Source organism: Roseofilum sp. Guam (assembly GCF_017746735.1).
GTDB classification, from domain to species: Bacteria; Cyanobacteriota; Cyanobacteriia; order Cyanobacteriales; family Desertifilaceae; genus Roseofilum; species Roseofilum reptotaenium.
In genome coordinates, this window is record NZ_JAGHZN010000001.1 from 40,040 (window position 1) to 60,748 (window position 20,709).

The following is a 20,709-nucleotide window of genomic DNA, read 5'->3' on the forward strand; positions in this document are numbered from 1 at the left end:
GGTATTGATAGACAGTAAGTGCGAGACTCAATCGAGATAAAAGTCTTGTTCTGTATAGTTTTGAGGCAGATACAGCGCTGACTTTCTATTATTGTGATCTTGCATCGAGAAGAACTTCAATAATAGAATTCTTATTAAATTTCTCGGCTTTCATTAGAGCCGTTTCATTAGAATAATCTCTAAGAGTTGGATCTGCACCAGCTTCTAACAATAGATGAAGGATTTCTAAGTATCCATGTTTGGCCGCATACATTAAAGGAGTTCCACCTGTATCCTCTTCAGCTAAATTAGGGTCTGCACCGGCATGTAGGAGAATTTTTACTACTTCAACAAGACCTTCTTGAACTGTTGAAATTAAAGCTGTAAAACCATTCTTGCTCCATACTCCTTTCTCCCGATAAGCATCTACGCTAACTTGTTTATCGATCAAGGCTTCAAGAACTTTTAATTCCCCATCTATTGCAGATATAGACACAGAAACCTCTTTTAAGTCTTGATTAGTCAAGTCAAATAAATATTCAAAAATATCCCAACATTTTGCCTGAGCTGCATAAAATAATGGACAAATACCCATTACATCAATTTGATTAGCATCAGCTCCTACTTCGACTAAAAACTTCACTAAATTAAAGTTTCCATGCATTGATGCCTCCATAAGGAGTGTTGTGCCATTTTCATCTTGTATATGAATAAGACTATTGTTGAAAGAGACAATCCTCTGTATTTCTTGGCTACTTCCATCTCTAGCTAGATCGAGAATTTCATACAGAGAGTATTCATTTTGATCACTTTTCTTATTCATTTATCTATTTTGTTTCAAGGTCTTATTCCAAATGTGTGCAACTGCAACATAAACATTGTCATCATTAGTTTTCTGCTTAATTTTTTTATCTTCAGCCTGAGCTGGTCTATGCAAGGTAACAAATAGAACAATGGGCTAATATTAATCCATTTCTGTATTTAGCATAATTTGTAATTGCTGACCATTGGTGTGTCCTACGGCTAATTAGATTCAGGTTTTCAGATCGCTAAATCTACATCCCATACCTTTATTGTTCCATCCCAACTGCCACTCATCAAATATTGTCCATCCAGACTAAAAGCAATAGAAGTTACATAGTCTGTGTGACCATGCAGTTCATATATTTTCTCCTCTGTATCCAAATTCCATATTTTTATGGTTTTATCCCAACTAGCACTAGCAAAGGCTTTCTCGTTAGGGCTAAAAGCAATGCTGGTAATATAATCTGAATGCCCTTTGAAAGTGTATATCTCCTCTCCTGACTCCACATCCCATACTTTAATCATTGCATCCTTACCACCACTAACTAAAAATTCTCCGTCAGGACTGATATCAGCACATAAACCTTCCTCTTTATGTCCTTCTAGTATATGTAATAATTGCCCTTTGTTTAAATTCCATATTGTTAGAGTACGACCGGCATCGCTGGCAATCAAAAGTGAAATACCTGACATATCAAAAACTTTTAATATACGTATTGTGAATGAATCTGAATCCTCAAGAGTGCCCATTAGCTGACCTGTCTCAACACTCCAGTAAGTGATTTTAGAATCATTACTATCGATAATCAAGTTTCGGCCATTTGGAGTGAGAAGAAAAGACCGAACATAGCCTGAGTAGGCAATGCATAAAGATTCTACTTGTTGTCCGGTTTGAAGATTCCAGAATCTCATTGTTCTTTTATTCATTGTTGGATGATATCCAAGAACGATAATTCTCTGACTATCTGGAGTGATAGCCAAAGAACGAATACTTTCTATATGTCCTCTAAAAAGACAAACTTCTTGTCCTATTCTCCAATCAAAAACTTTAATCCTTGCATCATGATAGCTACAAACTAAAAGTTTGCCGTCTGGGGTTAGTGAAAGAGTTTCAACTATGTCTCCAAGTTTTAATGCTCGGTCACCTAGTGTTGTAACGCAAAGATTATTTTTGCTCATTTATTTCTCAGAAAAATATAAAACACTTGTGATAGGGAGACTCAGACGTGCCCCAAAGCTATTATAGAACAAGGCTTTGATCGACTCTGAGCCAGTCAGGGAAAGGGTTTCAGACATTTTTTATCCTTCGACCTAATTTCCTTGTCCTGACTAAATTACAAGTCATTTTAGCCGAAGTATTTGTTCAAGTCCGGCTAACCTAACTTAACGAGTTCACTGCTTAACCTCTGAATTCCCCAAATTTAAGGGACATTTGCCAAGCTGGTAAATGATGAGTTCTCGGATTGATGATGATGAGTATAAGCTTGGTTCGGACGATTTCGGCGATCGCGATCAGCAGTGTGTTGGCACTTGAATTACCGGCGATCGCGATCAGCAGTGTGTTGACACTTGAATTACCGGCGATCGCACAAACTTCAGAGTCTGGCTCTGTGGAAGTTCAAACCGATCCAGTCAGTGAAGCCGATACCCTAGAAAACTGGGGTAAAAGAGACTATGCACAGGGACGTTTTTTTTCTGCACAGCAGTTTTATCAGAGGGTAGTGAAATTACGACAACGAATTGGCGATCGAAGAAAATTAGCGAAGACTTTGATTAATTTAGCCAGTGTTGAAATCAATTTAGAAGATTATGACACTGCCCTAGAGTTGCTGAATCAGGCTCGATCGATTTCTCGATCGCGAGGAGATAGCGCCACAGAAATTCAAGCCTTAACTGGTTTAAGCTTACTGTATGAAAAGCAAAACTTACCGAATCGTGCTTTAGCTACTGCCCAACAAGCTTTAGCCTTAAATCAACGTTTAGATCGAAAAGAAGAACAGGGACATTTATATAATCATCTTGGACATCTTCATACCACCCTTCATCAGGATGCTAAAGCCAGTCAAGCTTATCATAGAGCCATATCTATTTTTCGCGAACTAGGAGATAAAGTCGGAGTAGCGAATAGCCTCAATGGATTAGGGTTTGTCGATCTTGAACAAAATCAGTTTGAACCTGCCCTTTCCCATTTTTATCAAGCACTTTTGATCTGGAAAAAATTAGAAAAAACAGAAAATTATGCCGCTACACTCCATAATATTGGTCGTCTATTCGAGTCCCAGCAACAAGCAGAGTTAGCTATTCTATTTTACAAGCAGTCGATGAATGAGCTTCAGTTGATTCATAGCCAAATTACTGATTTTTCCCTAGAACAACAAAAGGCATTTCTGGCAACGGTTTCTCAGCGCTATCGCCATTTAGCGAATCTACTCTTTCAAAATAACCGCCCAGAAGAAGCCCATCAAGTTCTGGACTTGCTGAAATTGCAAGAACTGGATGAATATTTACACAGTGTTAAAGGGGATCATCAATTGCCAACCTTAAGTTTACATCCCGTGGAAGAGGATATTTTCAACGATTTCCTTGAAGCCGAGACTCAGGGTGTAGATTGGATTGAAGACTTAGAAGAATTAAGGGCGATTCCAGAAGGCGATCGCACGGTGGAGGAAACTGAAAAATTAAACCAAATTAACTTATTGTATCAGAGTCTACATCAGAATTTCAAGCCGTTTCTAGAATCATCTCGTATCAACCCAATTAGGCAGAGAATGGCTGATTACAACTCGGCAAATCCAGAGTGGAATTCTCATATTCAAGGATTGAAGAGTCTACTCCAACAGTTTGAACATCAGACAGCGTTTGTCTATCCATTCATGTGGGAAGATCGGCTAGAAATAATCGTGGTTTTTGCCGATCGCCCACCAATCAGACGTACGGTACCCGTGAGTCAGTCGGAACTTGAACAAAAAATTACTGAATTTAGAACAACGATTACGCGCAAATACCCCTTACCCCGGGTACAATTACTCGGTCAACAGCTTTATGAATGGTTAGTGCAACCCATTAAAGAGGATTTAAATCAAGCTGGAATTGAGGCCTTAGTGTACGCACCAGATGGTCAATTGCGCCACTTGCCCTTCAGTGCTTTATATGATGGTCAGAATTGGTTAATTCAACAGTTTGAGATTAATTATATTACAGCCACCAGCTTACAAAACTTTGCCCCCCAAACCCATCGAGAACGAAAAATTTTAGCCGGAGCGTTTACCCAAGGCAATTATCACGTCCAAGTCGGCGATCGCCAATTTGACTTTTCTGGATTACCCTTTGCCCAGAAGGAAGTACAAAATTTGATCCAGCGCTTCCCCGATCATACTACCCTGTGGAATCAAGACTTTAATCGGGATGCCACCGTGCCAGAACTCCCGCAACATCAGATCGTGCATCTAGCCACCCATGCAGCATTCGTTCAAGGAGAGCCAGAAGAATCATTTATTTTATTAGGAAATGGCGATCGCATTACCCTACGAGATATTGAGCATTGGAACCTTTCCGACGTGGACTTAATTGTCCTCAGTGCTTGTCAGACAGGGATTAGTGAAATTCTGGGGAATGGCGAAGAAATCCTCGGTTTAGGCTATCAGATGCAAAAAGCAGGTGCAAAAGCGGCGATCGCCACCCTATGGCACGTTGACGATCGAGGAACCCAAGTTTTAATGGATCAATTCTATGAATATCTCGATACCGATCCCGATATCACCCTAGCCCAAGCCATTCGCCAAGCCCAATTGAGCTTCATTAACGCTCAACTTCCCCAAACAGATAACCTCGATCCCACCTCTTTTCAACATCCCTACTATTGGGCCCCATTTATTTTAATTGGCAATGGTCTCGATTAAGGGCGATCATCTTATACTACAATTGGAGTCACCCACCCACAACTCAATTTATTTTGAATTTTGAATTGAACCATGTCACCAGTGCTTGCGGGTCGCTACCAGATAGAACGGGAACTCGGTAAAGGAGGATTTGGCCTCACCTACCTGGCACAAGACTTGCACCTTCCAGGATATCCCCTCTGTGTTGTCAAGCAACTGAAGCCCCAGTTCAAGAGTCCAAAACAACTAAAGACAGCCCAGCGCTTATTTGAGACAGAAGCAAAGGCTCTGCAAAAATTAGGAAAATATCCTCAAATTCCCCAACTTCTGGCCTATTTTACGGAAGAAGGAGAATTTTATCTGGTTCAGGAATATATCCAAGGTCATGAGTTAAGCCAGGAAATACACCCGGGACAACCTTGGTCAGAGGAGCAAGTGATTCAGTTATTACAAGATATCCTCACTCCCTTAAAGTTTTTGCACGATCATCAAGTCATTCATCGGGATATTAAACCCAATAACTTGATGCGGCGTAAGCCCGATCAAACCCTGGTACTGATTGATTTTGGCGCAGTCAAGCAACACCTGTCTGAGTTAACTCAATTGGGAGAGAAAAATCAACGGACAGTTCGTGTTGGTACACCTGGATATATGCCCAGTGAACAAGCGGTAGGACAGCCTAAATTTTGTAGCGATATCTATGCTGTGGGCATGATCGCCATTGAAGCACTCACGGGAAAACCAGCCCTCAGTCTACCAGCAGACCCAGAAACTCTAGAAATCATCTGGCAACCCTTTGCTACTCATTCCAGTCCAAGATTGCGGGAAGTCCTACAGAATATGATCCGGTATCACTTCAATAATCGCTATGTTTCAGCTCAGGAAGCTTTAGAAGAAGTTAACAGACTCCAGACTTCAACAGTACCGACTCCAGCTATGGATATGGTGCAACTCAAACCAGAGTCAACCCAAGTCATTGACAAAGCTCATCTCAAAACAGTTCAACTCGAATCTTTAAAGTCTACTCTCCTATCTGTACCCCAACCTTACCAAGGGTCACTCTCTAAATTTAGCTTTGAGGTCGTGACAGTTAATGCTTGGGGCAAAATCATTCAGCAGGAAAATCGAGAAGCGCAGTATTTCCAGGAGGACTTGGGAGAAGGAATAGTTTTAGATATGGTGGCTATTCCTGGGGGAGAGTTCCTCATGGGTTCACTAGAGGGAGAAGGATCGGATGATGAAAAACCCCAGCATTTAGTAACTGTGCCCCCCTTTTATATGGGGAAGTTTTTGATCACGCAGGCTCAATGGCACAGGGTAGCTTCATTTCCCCAGGTGAATATTTCCCTAGAGTCTAATCCGTCTTATTTTAAGGGAGAGAATTTGCCTGTAGAACAAGTTTCATGGTACGACTGCCAAGAATTCTGCGCCCGGCTATCTCGATATACGGGAAACACCTATCGTTTGCCTTCTGAAGCAGAATGGGAATATGCTTGTCGGGCAGGAACAACAACGCCCTTTCATTTTGGCGAAACCCTGACGACTGACCTGGCTAATTATGATGGCAACTATAGTGATATAGATGACCCGGAAGGTGAAAATCGTGCGAAGACCACCCCAGTCGGCAGTTTTCCGCCCAATGGATTTGGCTTATATGATATGCATGGAAACCTGTGGGAGTGGTGTGCCGACCATTGGCATGATCGTTACGATCGCGCTCCTGCCGATGGTAGTATATGGCTCGATAGCAATGAATGGACCAGAAGGGTAATACGAGGGGGGTCTTGGTTTCTCACCTATTCAATATTCCGTCGTAGTGCCGATCGCAACCACCGCAATGCTGGCGATCGATATTGCACCTTTGGCCTGCGGATTGTCCATCCTGTCGTCCCTGACTTAAATCAATAAATATGCTTAGTTAAGAGCAGAATTTATTGCTTTTTTCCGTAGATTTACTCTCATAGCAAGAGACGAGAGAGTTCAGACATTTTCGTTCTCTATTGGCTGTTGCCTATTGCCTATTCCCCAGCACGAAGCGCTATAGCGTCGGCAACGTAAACCAGAAATTGGTGCCTTCATTCACAACACTATCTACTCCGATTTCGCCGCCATGGGCGTGAATGATTTGGGAACATAAATATAATCCTAAGCCTAATCCGGTTTTGCGTGTTTCCCGATCGCCCCTTGTATAGGGTTGAAACAGCGTTTCACACTGTTTTTTGCTCATTCCTGTACCATTATCTCCCACGGTACACCGCACCCAATCCCCTTCTACTCTAGCGCTGAGAGTCAGGCTTAAACCAGGGGGATTATGCTTGAGGGCATTGGCGAACAGGTTTTCAAATACCCGCCACAGTTGCTGGCGATCGCCGTTAATTAGGGGTAAAGTAGACGTTATCCGATCTTCTAAAGTCGCCTGATTTTGACTCAATATCGGTTCCCAATCTGCTGCCAACTGAGCAGTTAATGTAGATAATGATAAGGATTCACAATTGAGAGACACCCCCCAAATCTCACTGTGTTGGGTTTCAATCAAAGAATTAATTAAATTTAACTGGCGATCGCAACTATCTGCCATCCGCTCTACCATCGATCGGGTTAAAGCAAACGAATCCCGCTTCAACAAATTTTTAAACACCATCAACATCCCGGTTACCGGATTCCGCAAATCATGGGAAACCGCATGTAACAAAACTTTTAATCCGGCTTCCGCCTTTTGCCGTTCCACAATTTCCGCTTGCAACTGAGTATTTTGAGTCTCTAACTGCTGTTGTAATTGATGAATCTGCAAATGAGTCGCTACCCTCGCCAACACTTCCGGCGCTTGAAAGGGTTTTGTAATATAATCTACTCCCCCCACATTAAATGCTCGCACCTTATCCACCGTCTCATCTAAAGCACTAATAAAAATTACTGGAATATCTTGAGTCCGAGTATCAGCCTTCAAAATGTGACATACTTGATACCCATCCATTTCCGGCATCCGAATATCCAACAAAATTAAATCCGGTTTTAGCACCTCAATGGCTTTGAGCGCCCCTTTAGCATCGATCGCCTTACGCACCTTATAACCTTTTTCCGTTAACATCGACGATAACAAACGCAAATTGTTGGGCGTATCGTCTACAATTAACACATCGGCTAGAACTTTACTGTTCATCCGTTAATTCCAACAAAGTATTGAAATGGAAATGATGCACCAAATCAGACAGGGTGTTAATTAAACCCTGGTAATGGGGAGGGATTTGGGCAATGAGTTGGATAATCCTCTCATCATCGCCACTTAAAGCCGATTGATGTACGGCCTCAATCCACTCCGATGGCATTATTTTAAGCTGATTGGGCGTAAGGGTAAATGGCTCAGGGCTATCAGTTGGGGGTAAGGCTTCCTCATAGATGTACTCTAGACCCAAATGTTTGGCTAGCGTATTCCAGATCGTTTCTTCCTGAAAAGGTTTAGCAATAAAGTCATCACATCCAGCAGCAAAGACTAGCTCTCGTTTTTGGGAAAAGGCACTGGCAGTCAGGGCAATAATGATGCTTTTTTGGGTTGGGGAGGCTTGACTTTCTAGTTCCCGAATCCGTCGAGTGGTTTCGTATCCATCCATACCTGACATGCGGATATCCATCCAGATCAGATCGGGATGATACTGCTGCCAATGGGCGATCGCCTCTTCTCCCGTTTCGGCTTCAAGGATCTCCAATGCCAAAGGGTGTAATAAGCGTACCAATAACAGACGATTTTCGGGGATATCATCGACAATTAGCATCCGATATCGAGGTTGTCCAGGTGCTAAACCTATTACTCGATTGCGTACAATAACGGGATCGACTCCTTCCGCACTAGCAAGGGTAGCTTGAATTTCAAATCGAAAACAACTGCCTTCCCCCAGGATACTTTGAACTTCAATGTTACCCCCCATGAGTTGGACAAATTTTTGACTAATGGAAAGCCCTAATCCGGTTCCTTGATGCGATCGTCTTCCCGACTCAGTTTGTACAAAAGGATTAAATAATTGCTCCAATTCATCTTCTGCAATCCCAATTCCCGTATCTTGAACGGCAAACTGCAAACGAATTAAAGGATCTTCTCGTACCTGAGATATGAGTAATTCGACTGTCCCTTGCTCTGTAAACTTAATTGCATTTCCCAAGAGATTAATCAACACTTGGCGTAATTTTTGTTCATCAGTTTGAATATATTGTACTAAATCCGGGGGGCGATCGAAGGTCAACGTTAACCTTTTAGAAGTTGCCCGGATATGTAACATTCCTTCTAAAGTTTGTAATAATTGCTCTAAGTCGAAAGCGGTTGGCACAAATGTCATCCGACCTGCTTCTATTTTAGACATTTCCAGAATGTCATTAATCAGGTCAAGTAAATGTTCTCCACTGCGGTTAATGATATTAATTTCTGAAGCTCCAGCCGCAAATTTAGGGTTATTGGCCATTAATTGACTAAAGCCCAAAATAGCATTCAAAGGTGTGCGTAATTCATGGCTCATATTGGCTAAAAATTCACTCTTGGCGCGGTTAGCCATTTCCGCAGCTTCTTTGGCTTGTTGAAGGGCAGTTTCTGCTTGTTTGCGATCGCTAATATCTTCAGAAATACAGAGTAAATGAGTGGCTTCTCCGTGGCGGTTATAGAGGGGCAATTTGAGGGTTCTGAGTAGAATTTTGCCCCGCGTGAGGGATTGAAAAGGATGCTCGGCGATCTCTAGAAGTTTCCCTTGTTGCACGGCTTGCAAGTCATAGGCACTGTATTGGGTTGCTTGTTCTAGGGGATAGATTTCGGCATCGGTTTTGCCAATCACGCGATCGCTCCCTAAACCAAAAATCGCTTCGCTGGCTTGATTCCAAATTAGATGTTGGAAATTGTGGGTAATATCCTTAGTATAAATGGCTAGGGGAATATGATCAATGATGCTGTCGAGGAATTGTTGCGATCGCCGTAAGTCTTCCTCGAGCTGTTTGCGATCGGTAATATCAGTGGTCACCGAAAGTAAACAGGGTTTGTCATTCACCGTAATCACATCCGATGAGAGTAGAGCCACCCGATATTCTCCAGCCTTTGTGCGATAAGTAAATTCATAGTTTTTCACCTGCTTCTTGTGCTGAATCAGGTGAAACAAGTGCATCCTCTCTTCCACATGAACCCAAAGGTTTAGCTCTAACGCGGTACGACCAATCACTTCGTCATTGCTGTAGCCAGTTAAACTGAGGAAGCTATCACTGACTTCCAGATGTTTGCCACTGCTTAAACAAGTGATGGTAATGGGGTGGGGAGTACGACGAAAGGCTTTGGAGAATTTTTCTTCCGATTCTCGTAAAGCAATTTCCATCGTTTGCCGCTCGCGGATTTCTTGTTCGAGTTCTTCCGTTCTGGCTTGGATTTTAGCTTCTAAAGACCGAGAATAGGATTGCAGTTGACGATGGGAGCGCTTGAGCTGATAGCGCATTCGCTCAAAGGCTAGAGCCAGAGTTCCTAGGGCATCGGTGCGATTGTACCAAGGATCGGCTGTGCGATACCAGTCCCCTTCGGAAAGGGCGATCGCCACTTGCGAGAGTTGCTTAATCGGTCGGATAATGTGACGAGTGATAAGCCAACCGAGTACAGTGGCAGCGATCAACGCCAGTAAACCGACGATCGCGGTAACATGGCCTCCTTGGTGAATATCCTCCAGAAAGGGATCTTGGGGGACAAAAATCGCCATGAGCCAATTTAAGTCTTGATGATCGCTTAGGGCACTCAAGTGCAGAGTGTAGGGAGTATCAAGAAGGCTAACCTGGAGGTCAATGGCTTCTTGTATTTGAGGGTGCTGGACTAAATAGGTTTGGAGATAGTCCGTCGCACTATTGATCAGAGGATAGGTTGACTCCAAAGGGGTGACTACAGGCGCAATACTTCCATCTGTATTGCTAAAGATTAGAATCTGCGCATCTAGTCGCTTATTCAAGGTTTGTAGAAACTGCTGAAGTTTAGAAAGCCAGATGGAAGTAGATAGGACACCCAGTTGGGTTTGATTCCTGCCATAGATCGGTAAGACGGCATCTAGACTCATCTGTCCCGTATTTGAGAGATAGGGCGTTGTCCAAGATTGGCGAGAATTGTTGTTGATAATGGCGTTGCGAGTGGCTTCTTGATACCAAAACGATTTACGAGGATCGCGGTTGGGAAGCGATCGCAACAGCGCTCCCCGTTTTCCTCGATCGAGGGAATAAATATGGAATTGACCATCGGTTGTAGAGGACGCGATCGCCAGTTCTAGGCTCCAATTATCCTTCTGAGAATGACGCACACTCACCCATTCGCCTTGGGAATTGGCAAATTGAATTTCACGGATCTGGGGAAATAACTGGAGTTGTTCGTAAAATTTTTGGCTTAACTGCTCAAGGTTGTTTGGGTCTGTTTCTCCCCAAGCAATGGCATTAGCATTAACGTGATTAATCTGATGCGCAATGGAAAGAGTATTAACGAGACGATCGTCGAGATGAGCCGTGATTTCTGCTTGTAAGCGACTGGTGACATTTTCAACGGCTGCTTTGCCATGGTACCAAGAGAAATATCCAGTTAAGCCCACTGCGATCGCAATTTGCAGGAGAAAAGGCACAATTAAGGCCACTCCTAAGGGTACAGTTTGGAACAGTCGATGAAACCGTTGCTTAACACGAAGCATGGCATTGATGGCAATATTCTCTGGAATCTGGGCGTGGGTAGGTCATCTGAAAATACTAGAATAGCCGATCCACCCTTTTCCATGGCTCAAGAGGGCGAAGTCGAATATTGACTTAGCACTTCTTTGGAGCGCCTTACCATGTGTTCTGGTCCTTCAATCATCAGCAGATATCGCCCCTGTTGCAGGTGATGGCGATAGATACTAGAAGTATTTCCTTCACCAAAAAAGCCAATCAGTGCGCCCACAAGACTACCCGATAGACCACTCATGAGTCCGGCTGATAAAATGACTAGAGCGATATGGAGGTGAGCAAAATTGGAAATCTCCAGCTTTAAGACCCATAGGAGGATAGCCGCGATCGCGCTCCCAGCCAAGGCGGATAATAGGGCCAGTCGATAGGCCTTAGCAAAGATAATCTTCATGGGTTTATACAATCCTACCCATTCGGGAGGATTAAATTCTCGCCCCACAATGGCTAAGTATTCGGGGGATATCCCTTCGCTATAGAGTAATCGATAGGCAGCAAATGCTGAATCGACATCAGGAAGCACAGCGATCGCCAAGTGGGGACGGCGTTTGAATTTAAGTTTACGACCAGATAAATTAGGGGACATTATGCAACATGCCTAAGAGAGAGCCGCTCTACTCTATTTTAGATTAACCGAGATTATGCAACCTGCCCACAGTATAAGAATCTGTCTTAACAAAGAGTAAACAGTGGGGAGTCGGGAAGATCGGGGGACGCACAGACACGGAGACACGGCGATAGCTTACTCCTCTAACTGAGAGTATCTGGATTGATACCCAGTTGCGCTAGGCTCTCTCTTAGCTGTTGAATAGTGCGATCTTTTTCTTCAACCACTGCTTTTGCGCGATCGGCGCAATCTTGTTGACTCTCCTTACTTGTTCCTCTTGCCAGAGAACATAGGATAAGCGTAAACCTTATCTGTTTACTTTGCAGTTGCTCTTGATTTTATCGTACTCTACAAGCCCTTGTTTGTTTGCATCCATGTCTGCTTGCGGTAATCCACAGGAAAGACTATAGTCATAGTATGGATCACCACACAACCGCTTATGATTTTCACCTTTTTAGATGAGCAATTAGCCAATATTGAGCTTTCGGAGCAAGTCCGCCAAAGAGCTATGGAGAAAGCCAAAGAAGGTTATGTAATGGCGCTGTTGGAAGTTGGAGAAATCAGTAGCGGACGGGCTGCAAAAATCCTAGGCATTTCCCGCTTAGAGATGATCGATCGAATGCATAAATGGGGAATTTCTGTCTTTGATGATTCACAAGATTTACAGGAATTCCGTCAGGAAGTGGAGCAAGCTGAGTTAAGATTAAATCAATCAATTTAATCCATAATTATTGTTTCAGATACTACTTCTATTAGTGAATTAGCTAAGGTCAATTATTTGTATTTATTACCTGAACTCTTTGGGAAACTGATGATTCCCCAGGGCGTTTTTAATGAGTTGCTTGTGGGAGATCATCCAGCAGCGCAACAAGTACAGGATTTGTCATGGCTACAAGTGGTCACCGTCAATAATCAGCGGCTTGTAGAGGAGTTACAGGAGTCTTTTCATTTAGACTTAGGAGAGTCAGAAGCGATCGCCTTAGCTGAAGAAACTAAAGCCGATCAATTACTGATTGATGAACGGGCAGCTAGACGAGTGGCACTAGAAAGAAAGTTACCCTTAATTGGAACCATGGGTGTTTTAGTATTGGCAAAGCGCCAGAGCCTGATTCCTAATGTTAAGGATGTTCTAGAGCAGATGCAAAATCGGGGTACAAGGATTTCAAATCATCTCTATGAACAAGTTTTAACTTTGGCCCAAGAAATATAGGTTCGGGGAACGGGCTATACTAGAAATCTTGGTTAGTTAGACAATTCATTGTGCAACCGGTTGATTTTACGACTTTAATGGCTATTTGTGCCGATTTGCGCGATCGCTCTTTACCGGCTCGCTTAGAGCAGGTTTTTCAACGCGATCGCTTCAGGCTATCCCTTGCCCTGCGGACGCTTCAGGGGCGGGGATGGTTAACGCTGTGTTGGCATCCACAGGCAGCCCATATCGCCATGAGCAGCCCTCCCCCAAAAGCACCGGATACGTTTACATTTAGCGATCAGTTGCGCCATCAGCTTAATGGGTTAGCTCTGGTTTCCATTGCCGAAATTGCCCCTTGGGAGCGGGCAATTGATTTGCAGTTTGCCCAAAGACCAGGCGATCCGATTCGCTGGCACTTAATTGTGGAGGTGATGGGGAAGTATAGTAATGTGATTTTGGTCAATCAGGAAAATATAATTGTTACCGCTGCCCATCAGGTGAGCGAACAACAGTCGAGTGTACGCCCCATTTTGACGGGACAACCCTATGTGAATCCTCCAGCTCTAAAGAATCGGATACCTAGTCTAGAAGAGTCATTCAGTGATTTTCGGGGGCGGGTGGGATTGATTCCGGGGCCGCTCAAGCGGCAATTACTGCAAAGTTATCGGGGGTTGAGTCCCCGGTTGATTGAATCTTGGCTATCCGGGACGGCGATCGCTCTCCATCAACCCACAGATACTTTAAGTGATGCTGATTGGTCTCTGCTGTATGATCGCTGGCAGCATTGGTTACACAGCTTGCAGCAGGGAACGTTTACACCGGGATGGACAAAAAAAGGGTATACGGTGATGCCTTGGGATCGGGTGGAGGTAGTCGAATCCGTACAGAATTTGATTAGTGGGTATTATAACGAGCATCTTGATCGCCAAGAATTTAGTCAATTACATTATCAATTGCAGCAAAAGGTGCGATCGCATTTAGGCAAGCTCCATCAAAAGGCGCTCCTATTCCGAGAACGGTTAAATCAATCCCAAGATGCCGATCGCTACCGGTATTTAGCCGACTTATTGATGGCTCATTTACACCAGTGGCAACCGGGGATGCAGGCGATCGAATTAGCCGATTTTGAAACCGGAAAACCGGTTAAAATTCCCCTCAATCTCGAAAAAAATGGCGTACAAAATGCCCAAGCGCTCTACAAAAAACACCAAAAACTTAAGCGCTCTCAACTTGCCGTCCAACCCCTTTTAGAAGCAGTTGAAACCGAACAACGCTATCTCGAACAAGTAGAAACTACCCTACTGCAACTTGCGGAGTATGGCACGGCTGAGGATTTATCGACTCTAGAGGAAGTGCGCGAAGAATTAATTGAACAGAAGTATTTAGACTCTCCAGCATCCGACTATCAACGCAACTCCAACCGCTCCCAACCCCATCGTTACCAAACCCCTAGCGGGTTTGAAGTTCTCGTCGGTCGCAATAATCGCCAAAACGATCGCTTAACCTTTAGACTAGCTGGAGCATACGATCTATGGTTTCATACCCAAGAGATTCCTGGCAGTCATGTGTTGATGAGAGTCGATCCAGGACAGGTTCCGGATACCGAAGACCTCCAGTTTGTGGCTAATCTAGCCGCCCATTATAGCCAAGGACGGCAAAGTAAGCAGGTTCCAGTGGTTTACACAGAACCGAAATCGGTGTATAAACCGAAAGGCGCTCAACCTGGAATGGTTGTCTATAAGCATGAGCGTATTCTTTGGGGGTGTCCCCAAGAAGCAGCGCTCGAATCATAACCCCAACCTCTGATTATAAATAGTTATCGAAAGAGAAACCGTTAAGTATGAACTTTTATTAAAAAAAATCGGATTCTCTGTTACGATTGGTAAAGAGAGACAAAAGAGACCGATCCTCCTCGTGTTGTGGGAACGCGCAGTCAGGATTTTCGGAAACGACAATTGATATTGATGATATCGATTCAATGCCAGCTAGATTTTAGCTGGTTTTTTTGTCGTAAGGCCCTTAAGCCGAACTTCGGTCAATTGAAGGAGAAAATCCCCTCAAAGGAGCGATCGTTTTACGAAATAATATCTCAGAATTTTTCCTCGTAAATCTAAGGAAGCCAGTCTTGATCGAGTAATTGTTCAAGATTGTAAGGACAGTCTTCAGGGAAATTGACTGCCATTCCTGTATTTCCCTGACATATTTTAATTTTTTTTGATAAACTTTTGACTGGTTTTCTTCCAAATGATTTCGTAGATTTTGGGTTGAATATTCGTGAAGTTGGGTTCTAAAACTCATAATTTCAGCTTGCCAATGATTGGCATTATAATCATATTTTTCTTGCCAATATTGGAGAAGAAGTAAATGTCTGACAATTTGTTCAAGAAAACTCTCAACAGTTAATCTGTCTCCGCGACCCACGGATTCTAATTCCTCAATCAGATGATCTAAATCGAGACGATCGAGTTTTTTGTTTTTTAAGAGTTTCAAGGTTTGAGAGAACCATTCCTCATTATCGATCTCATAAAGATCACTCAATTGATCGATCTTAGTCATTTCTTTAATTCTAATTACGAACAGCGAGACGCTGTATTAATTATTTTTCAGGTATTCAAAAACCGATTTATCGCCAATGTCTGGGGGAATGGGTTGGATTAGTTTTCGCCCGGCAAAAATCAGAAATAGGAAGCTCCAGGCCGCTAACATAATTTGTTGAGCTTGCAGGGGAAGAGTACCAAAGAGAACACCCAGGAGGAGAATGGGCACTAGGGGGGTGAGTAGTTTAGTTTCTAGACGATGGAAACAGAATCCTTCTTTGAAGTAAATGCCGGTGAGGGCAGCAAAAGTAAATCCAATACCGAATAAGGTCAGGGGTTGAGTATATACCGTAAGGGCAAGGGGTTGGGAACTGCTGAAGGTGAGGATTAAGCCAGAAATTGTGCCAACGATCAGAAATAATTGTAAGAGACGATGGAGAAAGGCCATATAAATATGGATGGTGAGCAGGCTAACCCCTAATGCGAGACAGAAGAGGAAATAGAGGGGAGTGAGCCAGAAGAGAGTTTCTGGGTTATGATTCGGCCAGAGAGTGAGGGTAGTGGCGATCGCCATACACACAGCCGAAACGGTTAACCCAGCACGATAAATAACCACCTCTTGGCGGTCTTCTTCAGTAATGGTAAAGCTACCAAATTGACCTTGATAAATCGGTTGTTCTACATTAGTTGTCATCAGAATATTCCTTACAAGTGTTCATCACTACAACGCATCAATCGTTACTAATCCACCTTCTATGAACTGGCGATCCAGTTCATAGTCACCGAGTAAAGCCGTTTCAACTAAAGGTCGTCGCCCTGTCGCCAACACACGAACTTCTCGCTCTTCCCCATCCCAAAGAATCATTGCTTTGTGAACGGGAAGCATTACCTGGCTGTTATCTGCTAAATTTACCTGCATATCATACTTAAAAGGAAGATTTAATAATGCGACTGCTTCTAGTGGTAAACAAAGCTCATCTGTAAATCCTGTGTCTACTACAAATTGAATCGGAAAGTCAGCACGATTGGGAATCCGAAATGAGATCGTAATAATTGCGTGTCCGTCAGCTACGATACCTGAAATCACTTGACTATACGTTCCATAATACCGCCACCAAAAGCCGCCGCAACGTTATACCCAATTTTGATCCCAAAGAGTCTGGCATTAGGATGTTTATCAGTCAAGTCGTCAGCAGCACGTAAGCCGTTGTCATCAACTCTGTAATCACCGGTCTCGATGTCAATGATGACCATCTTACCGATATTTTCTTCAATTTCTACTTGTGGCCGGATTTTCCTTTCATACCATTGATGGGCACGTTGAGCGACTTCTTCACGACTTAAAAGGATTGCTTGCATAGGCTAACTCCCGATTGCTTCACCATTGATTGATAGGATTTATTGATCATACCGTGAAATTCATAGACGGCGATCGCGATATCCTCCCCACTCCCCATTCCCCCATTGCTATGCTCATAATAGACACAAGATTGACATACTCCCCGACCTGAAGGTAAGGGGATTCTCCGCTCAAACAGCAATAGCAGTCTAGGACTGTCTGACATCGCCTAACGAATCAGTTGATGCCCCAACTGATTTAATCATTAAAGCCGCATTTAAGTCTCTATCATGCTTAGTTGAACATGAAGGACAAGACCATTGACGCTCTTTTAAGTTCAGTTCATTGAGTACATGTCCACATTCCGAGCAAGTTTTAGAACTGGGAAACCATCGATCAATATAAACTACACGCTTAGATTTTTGGGCAGCTACCCATTCAAGAATGGAAAGAAATTCAGCCAGTGCTAAATCACCGATCTTTCTACCCCAAAGTCGTTGCATCCCTTTCAGGTTTAAGGTTTCAAAGTACAAAACATCAAACCGATCGGTTAACTCATGGGCTAACTTCCATTGCCAATCTCGTCTACGATTAACAATCTTTTCATGTTTGCGAGCCAGATTAAGTCTTGCCTTGTTCCAATTTCTAGAGCCTTTTTTCTTCCTCGATACAGCTCGAGACGCTTCCCGAACTTCTTTGATGGACTGCTTCAGGAATAAAGGGGATTGAATCTTGAATCCTTCTGAGCAAGTGAGGAAATCTTTTAAACCAAAATCAAACCCTGCTGTTTTACCGGACTGGGGAGCGATTGGTTTTTCTGAGCTATCAACCACAACAGCTATAAACAGTTCACCTAATGGTGTCCGTTTTACCGTTAGAGTTTTAATCTTGCCTTCTATTTCCCGGCTCTTGCAAAACTGATAGGCTTTAGAGCCTATCTTTACCCGGTTGCCACCTAGGAATTTATAGCCCGCTTGTTTTAGGGTGAAGGACTTATATTTTTTGACTTTCTTAAAACTCGGCGGTCTAAAACCTTTTCCGTGATGCTTGAAGAATAGATTATAAGCTTTATCTATTCGCTGGCAAATATCTTGAACCGCCTGAGAACCAACTAGCTGCCAAAAAGAATTACGCTTTCTTAACTTAGCAATATGCTTTTGCAATTGGGCACAGTTTAAGTATTTGCCCCACAAGCGGTAGTACCGTTTATGAAGTGCTATGCAATGATTATAGATGACCCCAGCAGCATTTATCTGTCGCTTCAGGTATCTATTTTGTTTATGTTTGTATAGCTTAAACTTTAAGGTTCTCATGATATTATTATAACACAAGGAGCTGGGAAAAAGCCGCCCTGGAAGGGTGTTGCTCTAGACCCATCTTTTTGGTAAGAAGAGACAGAGTAAGAGGTAGCAAACATGGCTGTTCCGAATCTGAAACTGATGGAAGCAGTGGAAGATCTGGGGTATCGAGTAACCGTTGGAGATGTGTCCACCCGCACCGGGTTTAATGTGGAGGAAACCCAGCAAGCGCTTTTAGCTCTCGCCGCAGATGCGGGGGGACATCTCCAGGTGGCTGAGTCTGGCGATATTGCCTATCTGTTTCCGAAAAATTTTCGCACGATTCTACAAGGGAAGTTTTGGCGCTTGCGTTGGCAAAAGACGCTACAGCAAATTGGGCGGATTTTGTTTTATTTGGTGCGAATTTCCTTTGGTATTTTGCTGATTTTATCGTTAGTGCTGATTTTAGTGGCGATCGCCGTCATTGTCATCAGTCTGCAAGCGTCGCAAGAAGGAGACTCCGATGGCACAGGGAGTCGGCGATCGGTGGGTTTCTTTTGGTTTCCACTCCATTTAGGGGATTTGTTTTGGATGTTCTCTCCCGACTATTCCAGCCCAAAGCGTCATCAGCGCTCGTCGTCAGAAATGAACTTTTTAGAGGCAATTTTTTCCTTTTTATTTGGGGATGGTAACCCAAATGCCCATTTAGAACAGCGTCGTTGGCGGGCGATCGCAGCTACAATCCGTTCTCAACAAGGAGTCGTGGTGGCTGAACAGATTGCGCCCTATTTGGACGATCTAGGTAAGGGGTACGATCGCGAATATGAAAATTATCTGTTACCCGTTTTGGTACGCTTCAATGGTCGTCCCGAAGTCACTCCAGAAGGGGGAATTCTTTATCAGTTCCCCGATTTACAAATTACGGCCACTGAGCAAGCTTCAACAAGCTATTCTTCCTATCTCCAAGAGAAGAAATGGCGATTTAGTGCCGCCAGTTCAACCCAAATTATATTAGCGATCGGTTTAGGAGCCGCCAATCTAATTGGGGCATTAGTCTTGGGAAGCTTATTGGCAGATGGCACAGTGGCGGCTGAATTGGGGGGATTCGTTGCCTTTGTCCAATCTATTTACGGTATTCTTCTGGCCTATGGTGTCGGATTTTTAGCCATTCCCCTGATGCGTTATTTCTGGTTGGGACAAGCCAATGGGAAAATTGAACAACGCAACCAAACTCGCCGCGATCGCTACTCCATGCTCTGCGAGCCTACCCCAGAAGTACAGCAGAAACTCAACTATGCTGAACATCTGGGCAAAAAACAGGCGATCGTCAGGGACGATCTCGCCTATACCACCGAAACCGATATCTTAGAGCAAGATATTAACCGACTTACAGGAGACCCTTAGAAGCCTTTCCCTAGGTCGATCTCGTGTGTTTGGGGAAAAGAAAGCAACAAGCCCACCGGCCCGCGTTTTTTCCAAGAGACTTTTTGGGGTTTACCCAAAGCTTGGGTTACCCGGTCTAATAGGATCGCAACTAACACAATACTGATCCCACCAACAGCCGCTAATCCCACATCTAAACGACCAATACCTCGTAATACCATTTGACCCAGACCTTCGACAGAAATCATCGAAGCCACAACGACCATGGAGAGGGCTAAGAGAATGGATTGATTCACACCAGCCAGGATAGTGGGTAGAGCCAGGGGAACTTGAGCTTCCCAGAGGACTTGGTTGGGAGTCGAACCAAACGCGATCGCCGCTTCCACCACTTCCTTCGAGACTTGACGAATCCCCAGATTGGTTAATCGAATTAGGGGTGGAACAGCAAAAATCAAAGTTACAATGACTCCAGGGACCTCTCCAATACCAAAGAGCATGACCACAGGAACCAAATAAACAAAGGAGGGCAAGGTTTGCATGGCATCCAGAAGCGGCCGCAAAATGGAGTCAAAGCGATCGTTTCTGGCGGCTAAAATGCCAATCGGTAGACCAATCAGAATACAAAACGTTACCGCACAAATTACCAGGGATAAGGTGGTCATTGCCGGTTCCCAGGTTCCCAATAAGCCAATTCCTACCATGGCAACTAAACTATAGATCGCAATGGCAGAACCACAAAATTGCCACACTAGCAACCCTAAGACGATTAAGAATAAAGTTGGAGGAATCGCCAACAAACCCATTTCAATCCCATTCAGGACAAAGGCAAAGGGAACTCTAATCAGTTGGAAAATCGGGCGAAATTGATCGACCAAAAAATCAACAAAATTGGAAACCCAATCCCCTAGGGGCAGGGTATACAGTTGAAAAGGGTCAAGTAAAACCGGTGTTTCACTGATTAAAGAAGGAGAGAAACAATCAATCATGAATTTATTAAACTAAATAACA

18 protein-coding genes are annotated in these 20,709 nt (G+C 43.7%); 6 read left to right on the forward strand and 12 right to left on the reverse strand.

All coding sequences use genetic code 11. The features are described from left to right. Positions 1–88: 88 nt before the first annotated feature. On the reverse strand, positions 89–802 hold the full coding sequence (locus J7529_RS00125; protein ID WP_318727312.1) for an ankyrin repeat domain-containing protein: 714 nt from the start codon (positions 800–802) through the stop codon (positions 89–91). A 218-nt stretch (positions 803–1,020) separates the two neighbouring features. Beyond that, positions 1,021–1,962: a WD40 repeat domain-containing protein gene (locus J7529_RS00130; protein ID WP_318727313.1), complete on the reverse strand. Its 942-nt coding sequence runs from the start codon at positions 1,960–1,962 to the stop codon at positions 1,021–1,023. Between the two features lie 287 nt (positions 1,963–2,249). Here J7529_RS00130 and J7529_RS00135 point away from each other — a divergent pair, with 287 nt between their 5' ends. Then, on the forward strand, positions 2,250–4,682 hold the full coding sequence (locus tag J7529_RS00135) for a CHAT domain-containing protein (protein WP_318727314.1): 2,433 nt from the start codon (positions 2,250–2,252) through the stop codon (positions 4,680–4,682). 72 nt (positions 4,683–4,754) lie between these two features. Further along, complete coding sequence (locus J7529_RS00140) at positions 4,755–6,569, forward strand: bifunctional serine/threonine-protein kinase/formylglycine-generating enzyme family protein (RefSeq protein WP_318727315.1); 1,815 nt, start codon at positions 4,755–4,757, stop codon at positions 6,567–6,569. A 130-nt stretch (positions 6,570–6,699) separates the two neighbouring features. Here J7529_RS00140 and J7529_RS00145 read toward each other — a convergent pair whose 3' ends face one another. The 3 genes from J7529_RS00145 to J7529_RS00155 all read right to left on the reverse strand — a co-directional run bounded on the left by J7529_RS00145 (position 6,700) and on the right by J7529_RS00155 (position 11,952). Next, a complete protein-coding gene (locus J7529_RS00145; RefSeq protein ID WP_271937544.1) occupies positions 6,700–7,821 on the reverse strand; it encodes a hybrid sensor histidine kinase/response regulator in 1,122 nt (373 codons plus the stop codon). After that, on the reverse strand, positions 7,811–11,338 hold the full coding sequence (locus J7529_RS00150; RefSeq protein ID WP_318727316.1) for a PAS domain S-box protein: 3,528 nt from the start codon (positions 11,336–11,338) through the stop codon (positions 7,811–7,813). Before J7529_RS00150 ends, J7529_RS00145 begins: the two co-directional genes overlap by 11 nt. 86 nt (positions 11,339–11,424) lie before the next feature. Beyond that, positions 11,425–11,952, reverse strand: a complete 528-nt coding sequence (locus tag J7529_RS00155) for a hypothetical protein (RefSeq protein ID WP_271937541.1) — start codon at positions 11,950–11,952, stop codon at positions 11,425–11,427. Between the two features lie 460 nt (positions 11,953–12,412). Here J7529_RS00155 and J7529_RS00160 point away from each other — a divergent pair, with 460 nt between their 5' ends. Genes J7529_RS00160 through J7529_RS00170 form a run of 3 tightly spaced genes read left to right on the forward strand, consistent with a single transcriptional unit; the run spans position 12,413 to position 14,958 of the window. Continuing rightward, complete coding sequence (locus J7529_RS00160) at positions 12,413–12,694, forward strand: UPF0175 family protein (protein WP_318727317.1); 282 nt, start codon at positions 12,413–12,415, stop codon at positions 12,692–12,694. Positions 12,695–12,751: 57 nt separating this feature from the next. Next, positions 12,752–13,183 carry a DUF3368 domain-containing protein gene (locus J7529_RS00165; RefSeq protein WP_318727318.1) on the forward strand — a complete coding sequence of 144 codons (432 nt, stop codon included), beginning with the start codon at positions 12,752–12,754 and terminating at the stop codon, positions 13,181–13,183. 50 nt (positions 13,184–13,233) lie between these two features. After that, entirely contained in the window at positions 13,234–14,958 is a 1,725-nt protein-coding gene (locus J7529_RS00170) for an NFACT family protein (RefSeq protein WP_318727319.1), read from the forward strand. 226 nt (positions 14,959–15,184) lie between these two features. On the opposite strand, the gene J7529_RS00175 is transcribed toward J7529_RS00170, so the two are convergent. From J7529_RS00175 to J7529_RS00200, 6 genes are read right to left on the reverse strand one after another with little or no spacing between them, the layout of a single operon-like run. Then, a complete protein-coding gene (locus tag J7529_RS00175; RefSeq protein ID WP_318727320.1) occupies positions 15,185–15,721 on the reverse strand; it encodes a DUF29 domain-containing protein in 537 nt (178 codons plus the stop codon). A gap of 36 nt (positions 15,722–15,757) precedes the next feature. Further along, a complete protein-coding gene (locus J7529_RS00180; protein WP_318727321.1) occupies positions 15,758–16,396 on the reverse strand; it encodes a DUF2301 domain-containing membrane protein in 639 nt (212 codons plus the stop codon). Between the two features lie 27 nt (positions 16,397–16,423). Next, positions 16,424–16,789 (reverse strand): clan AA aspartic protease, encoded by a 366-nt coding sequence (locus tag J7529_RS00185; RefSeq protein WP_318727322.1) that lies wholly within the window; start codon positions 16,787–16,789, stop codon positions 16,424–16,426. Next, positions 16,786–17,061, reverse strand: a complete 276-nt coding sequence (locus J7529_RS00190) for a hypothetical protein (protein ID WP_271937531.1) — start codon at positions 17,059–17,061, stop codon at positions 16,786–16,788. Before J7529_RS00190 ends, J7529_RS00185 begins: the two co-directional genes overlap by 4 nt. Then, the gene (locus tag J7529_RS00195) at positions 17,043–17,267 is read right to left on the reverse strand and encodes a hypothetical protein (protein WP_318727323.1); all 225 of its coding nucleotides are present in this window, start codon (positions 17,265–17,267) and stop codon (positions 17,043–17,045) included. The genes J7529_RS00190 and J7529_RS00195 overlap by 19 nt, the downstream gene beginning before the upstream one ends. After that, positions 17,251–18,354: a transposase gene (locus J7529_RS00200; protein WP_318727324.1), complete on the reverse strand. Its 1,104-nt coding sequence runs from the start codon at positions 18,352–18,354 to the stop codon at positions 17,251–17,253. Before J7529_RS00200 ends, J7529_RS00195 begins: the two co-directional genes overlap by 17 nt. 102 nt (positions 18,355–18,456) lie before the next feature. Here J7529_RS00200 and J7529_RS00205 point away from each other — a divergent pair, with 102 nt between their 5' ends. Further along, a complete protein-coding gene (locus tag J7529_RS00205; RefSeq protein WP_318727325.1) occupies positions 18,457–19,722 on the forward strand; it encodes a hypothetical protein in 1,266 nt (421 codons plus the stop codon). Here the strand turns inward: J7529_RS00205 and J7529_RS00210 are convergent. Further along, on the reverse strand, positions 19,719–20,687 hold the full coding sequence (locus J7529_RS00210) for an ABC transporter permease (protein WP_318727326.1): 969 nt from the start codon (positions 20,685–20,687) through the stop codon (positions 19,719–19,721). The genes J7529_RS00205 and J7529_RS00210 overlap by 4 nt on opposite strands. Positions 20,688–20,709 lie beyond the last annotated feature (22 nt).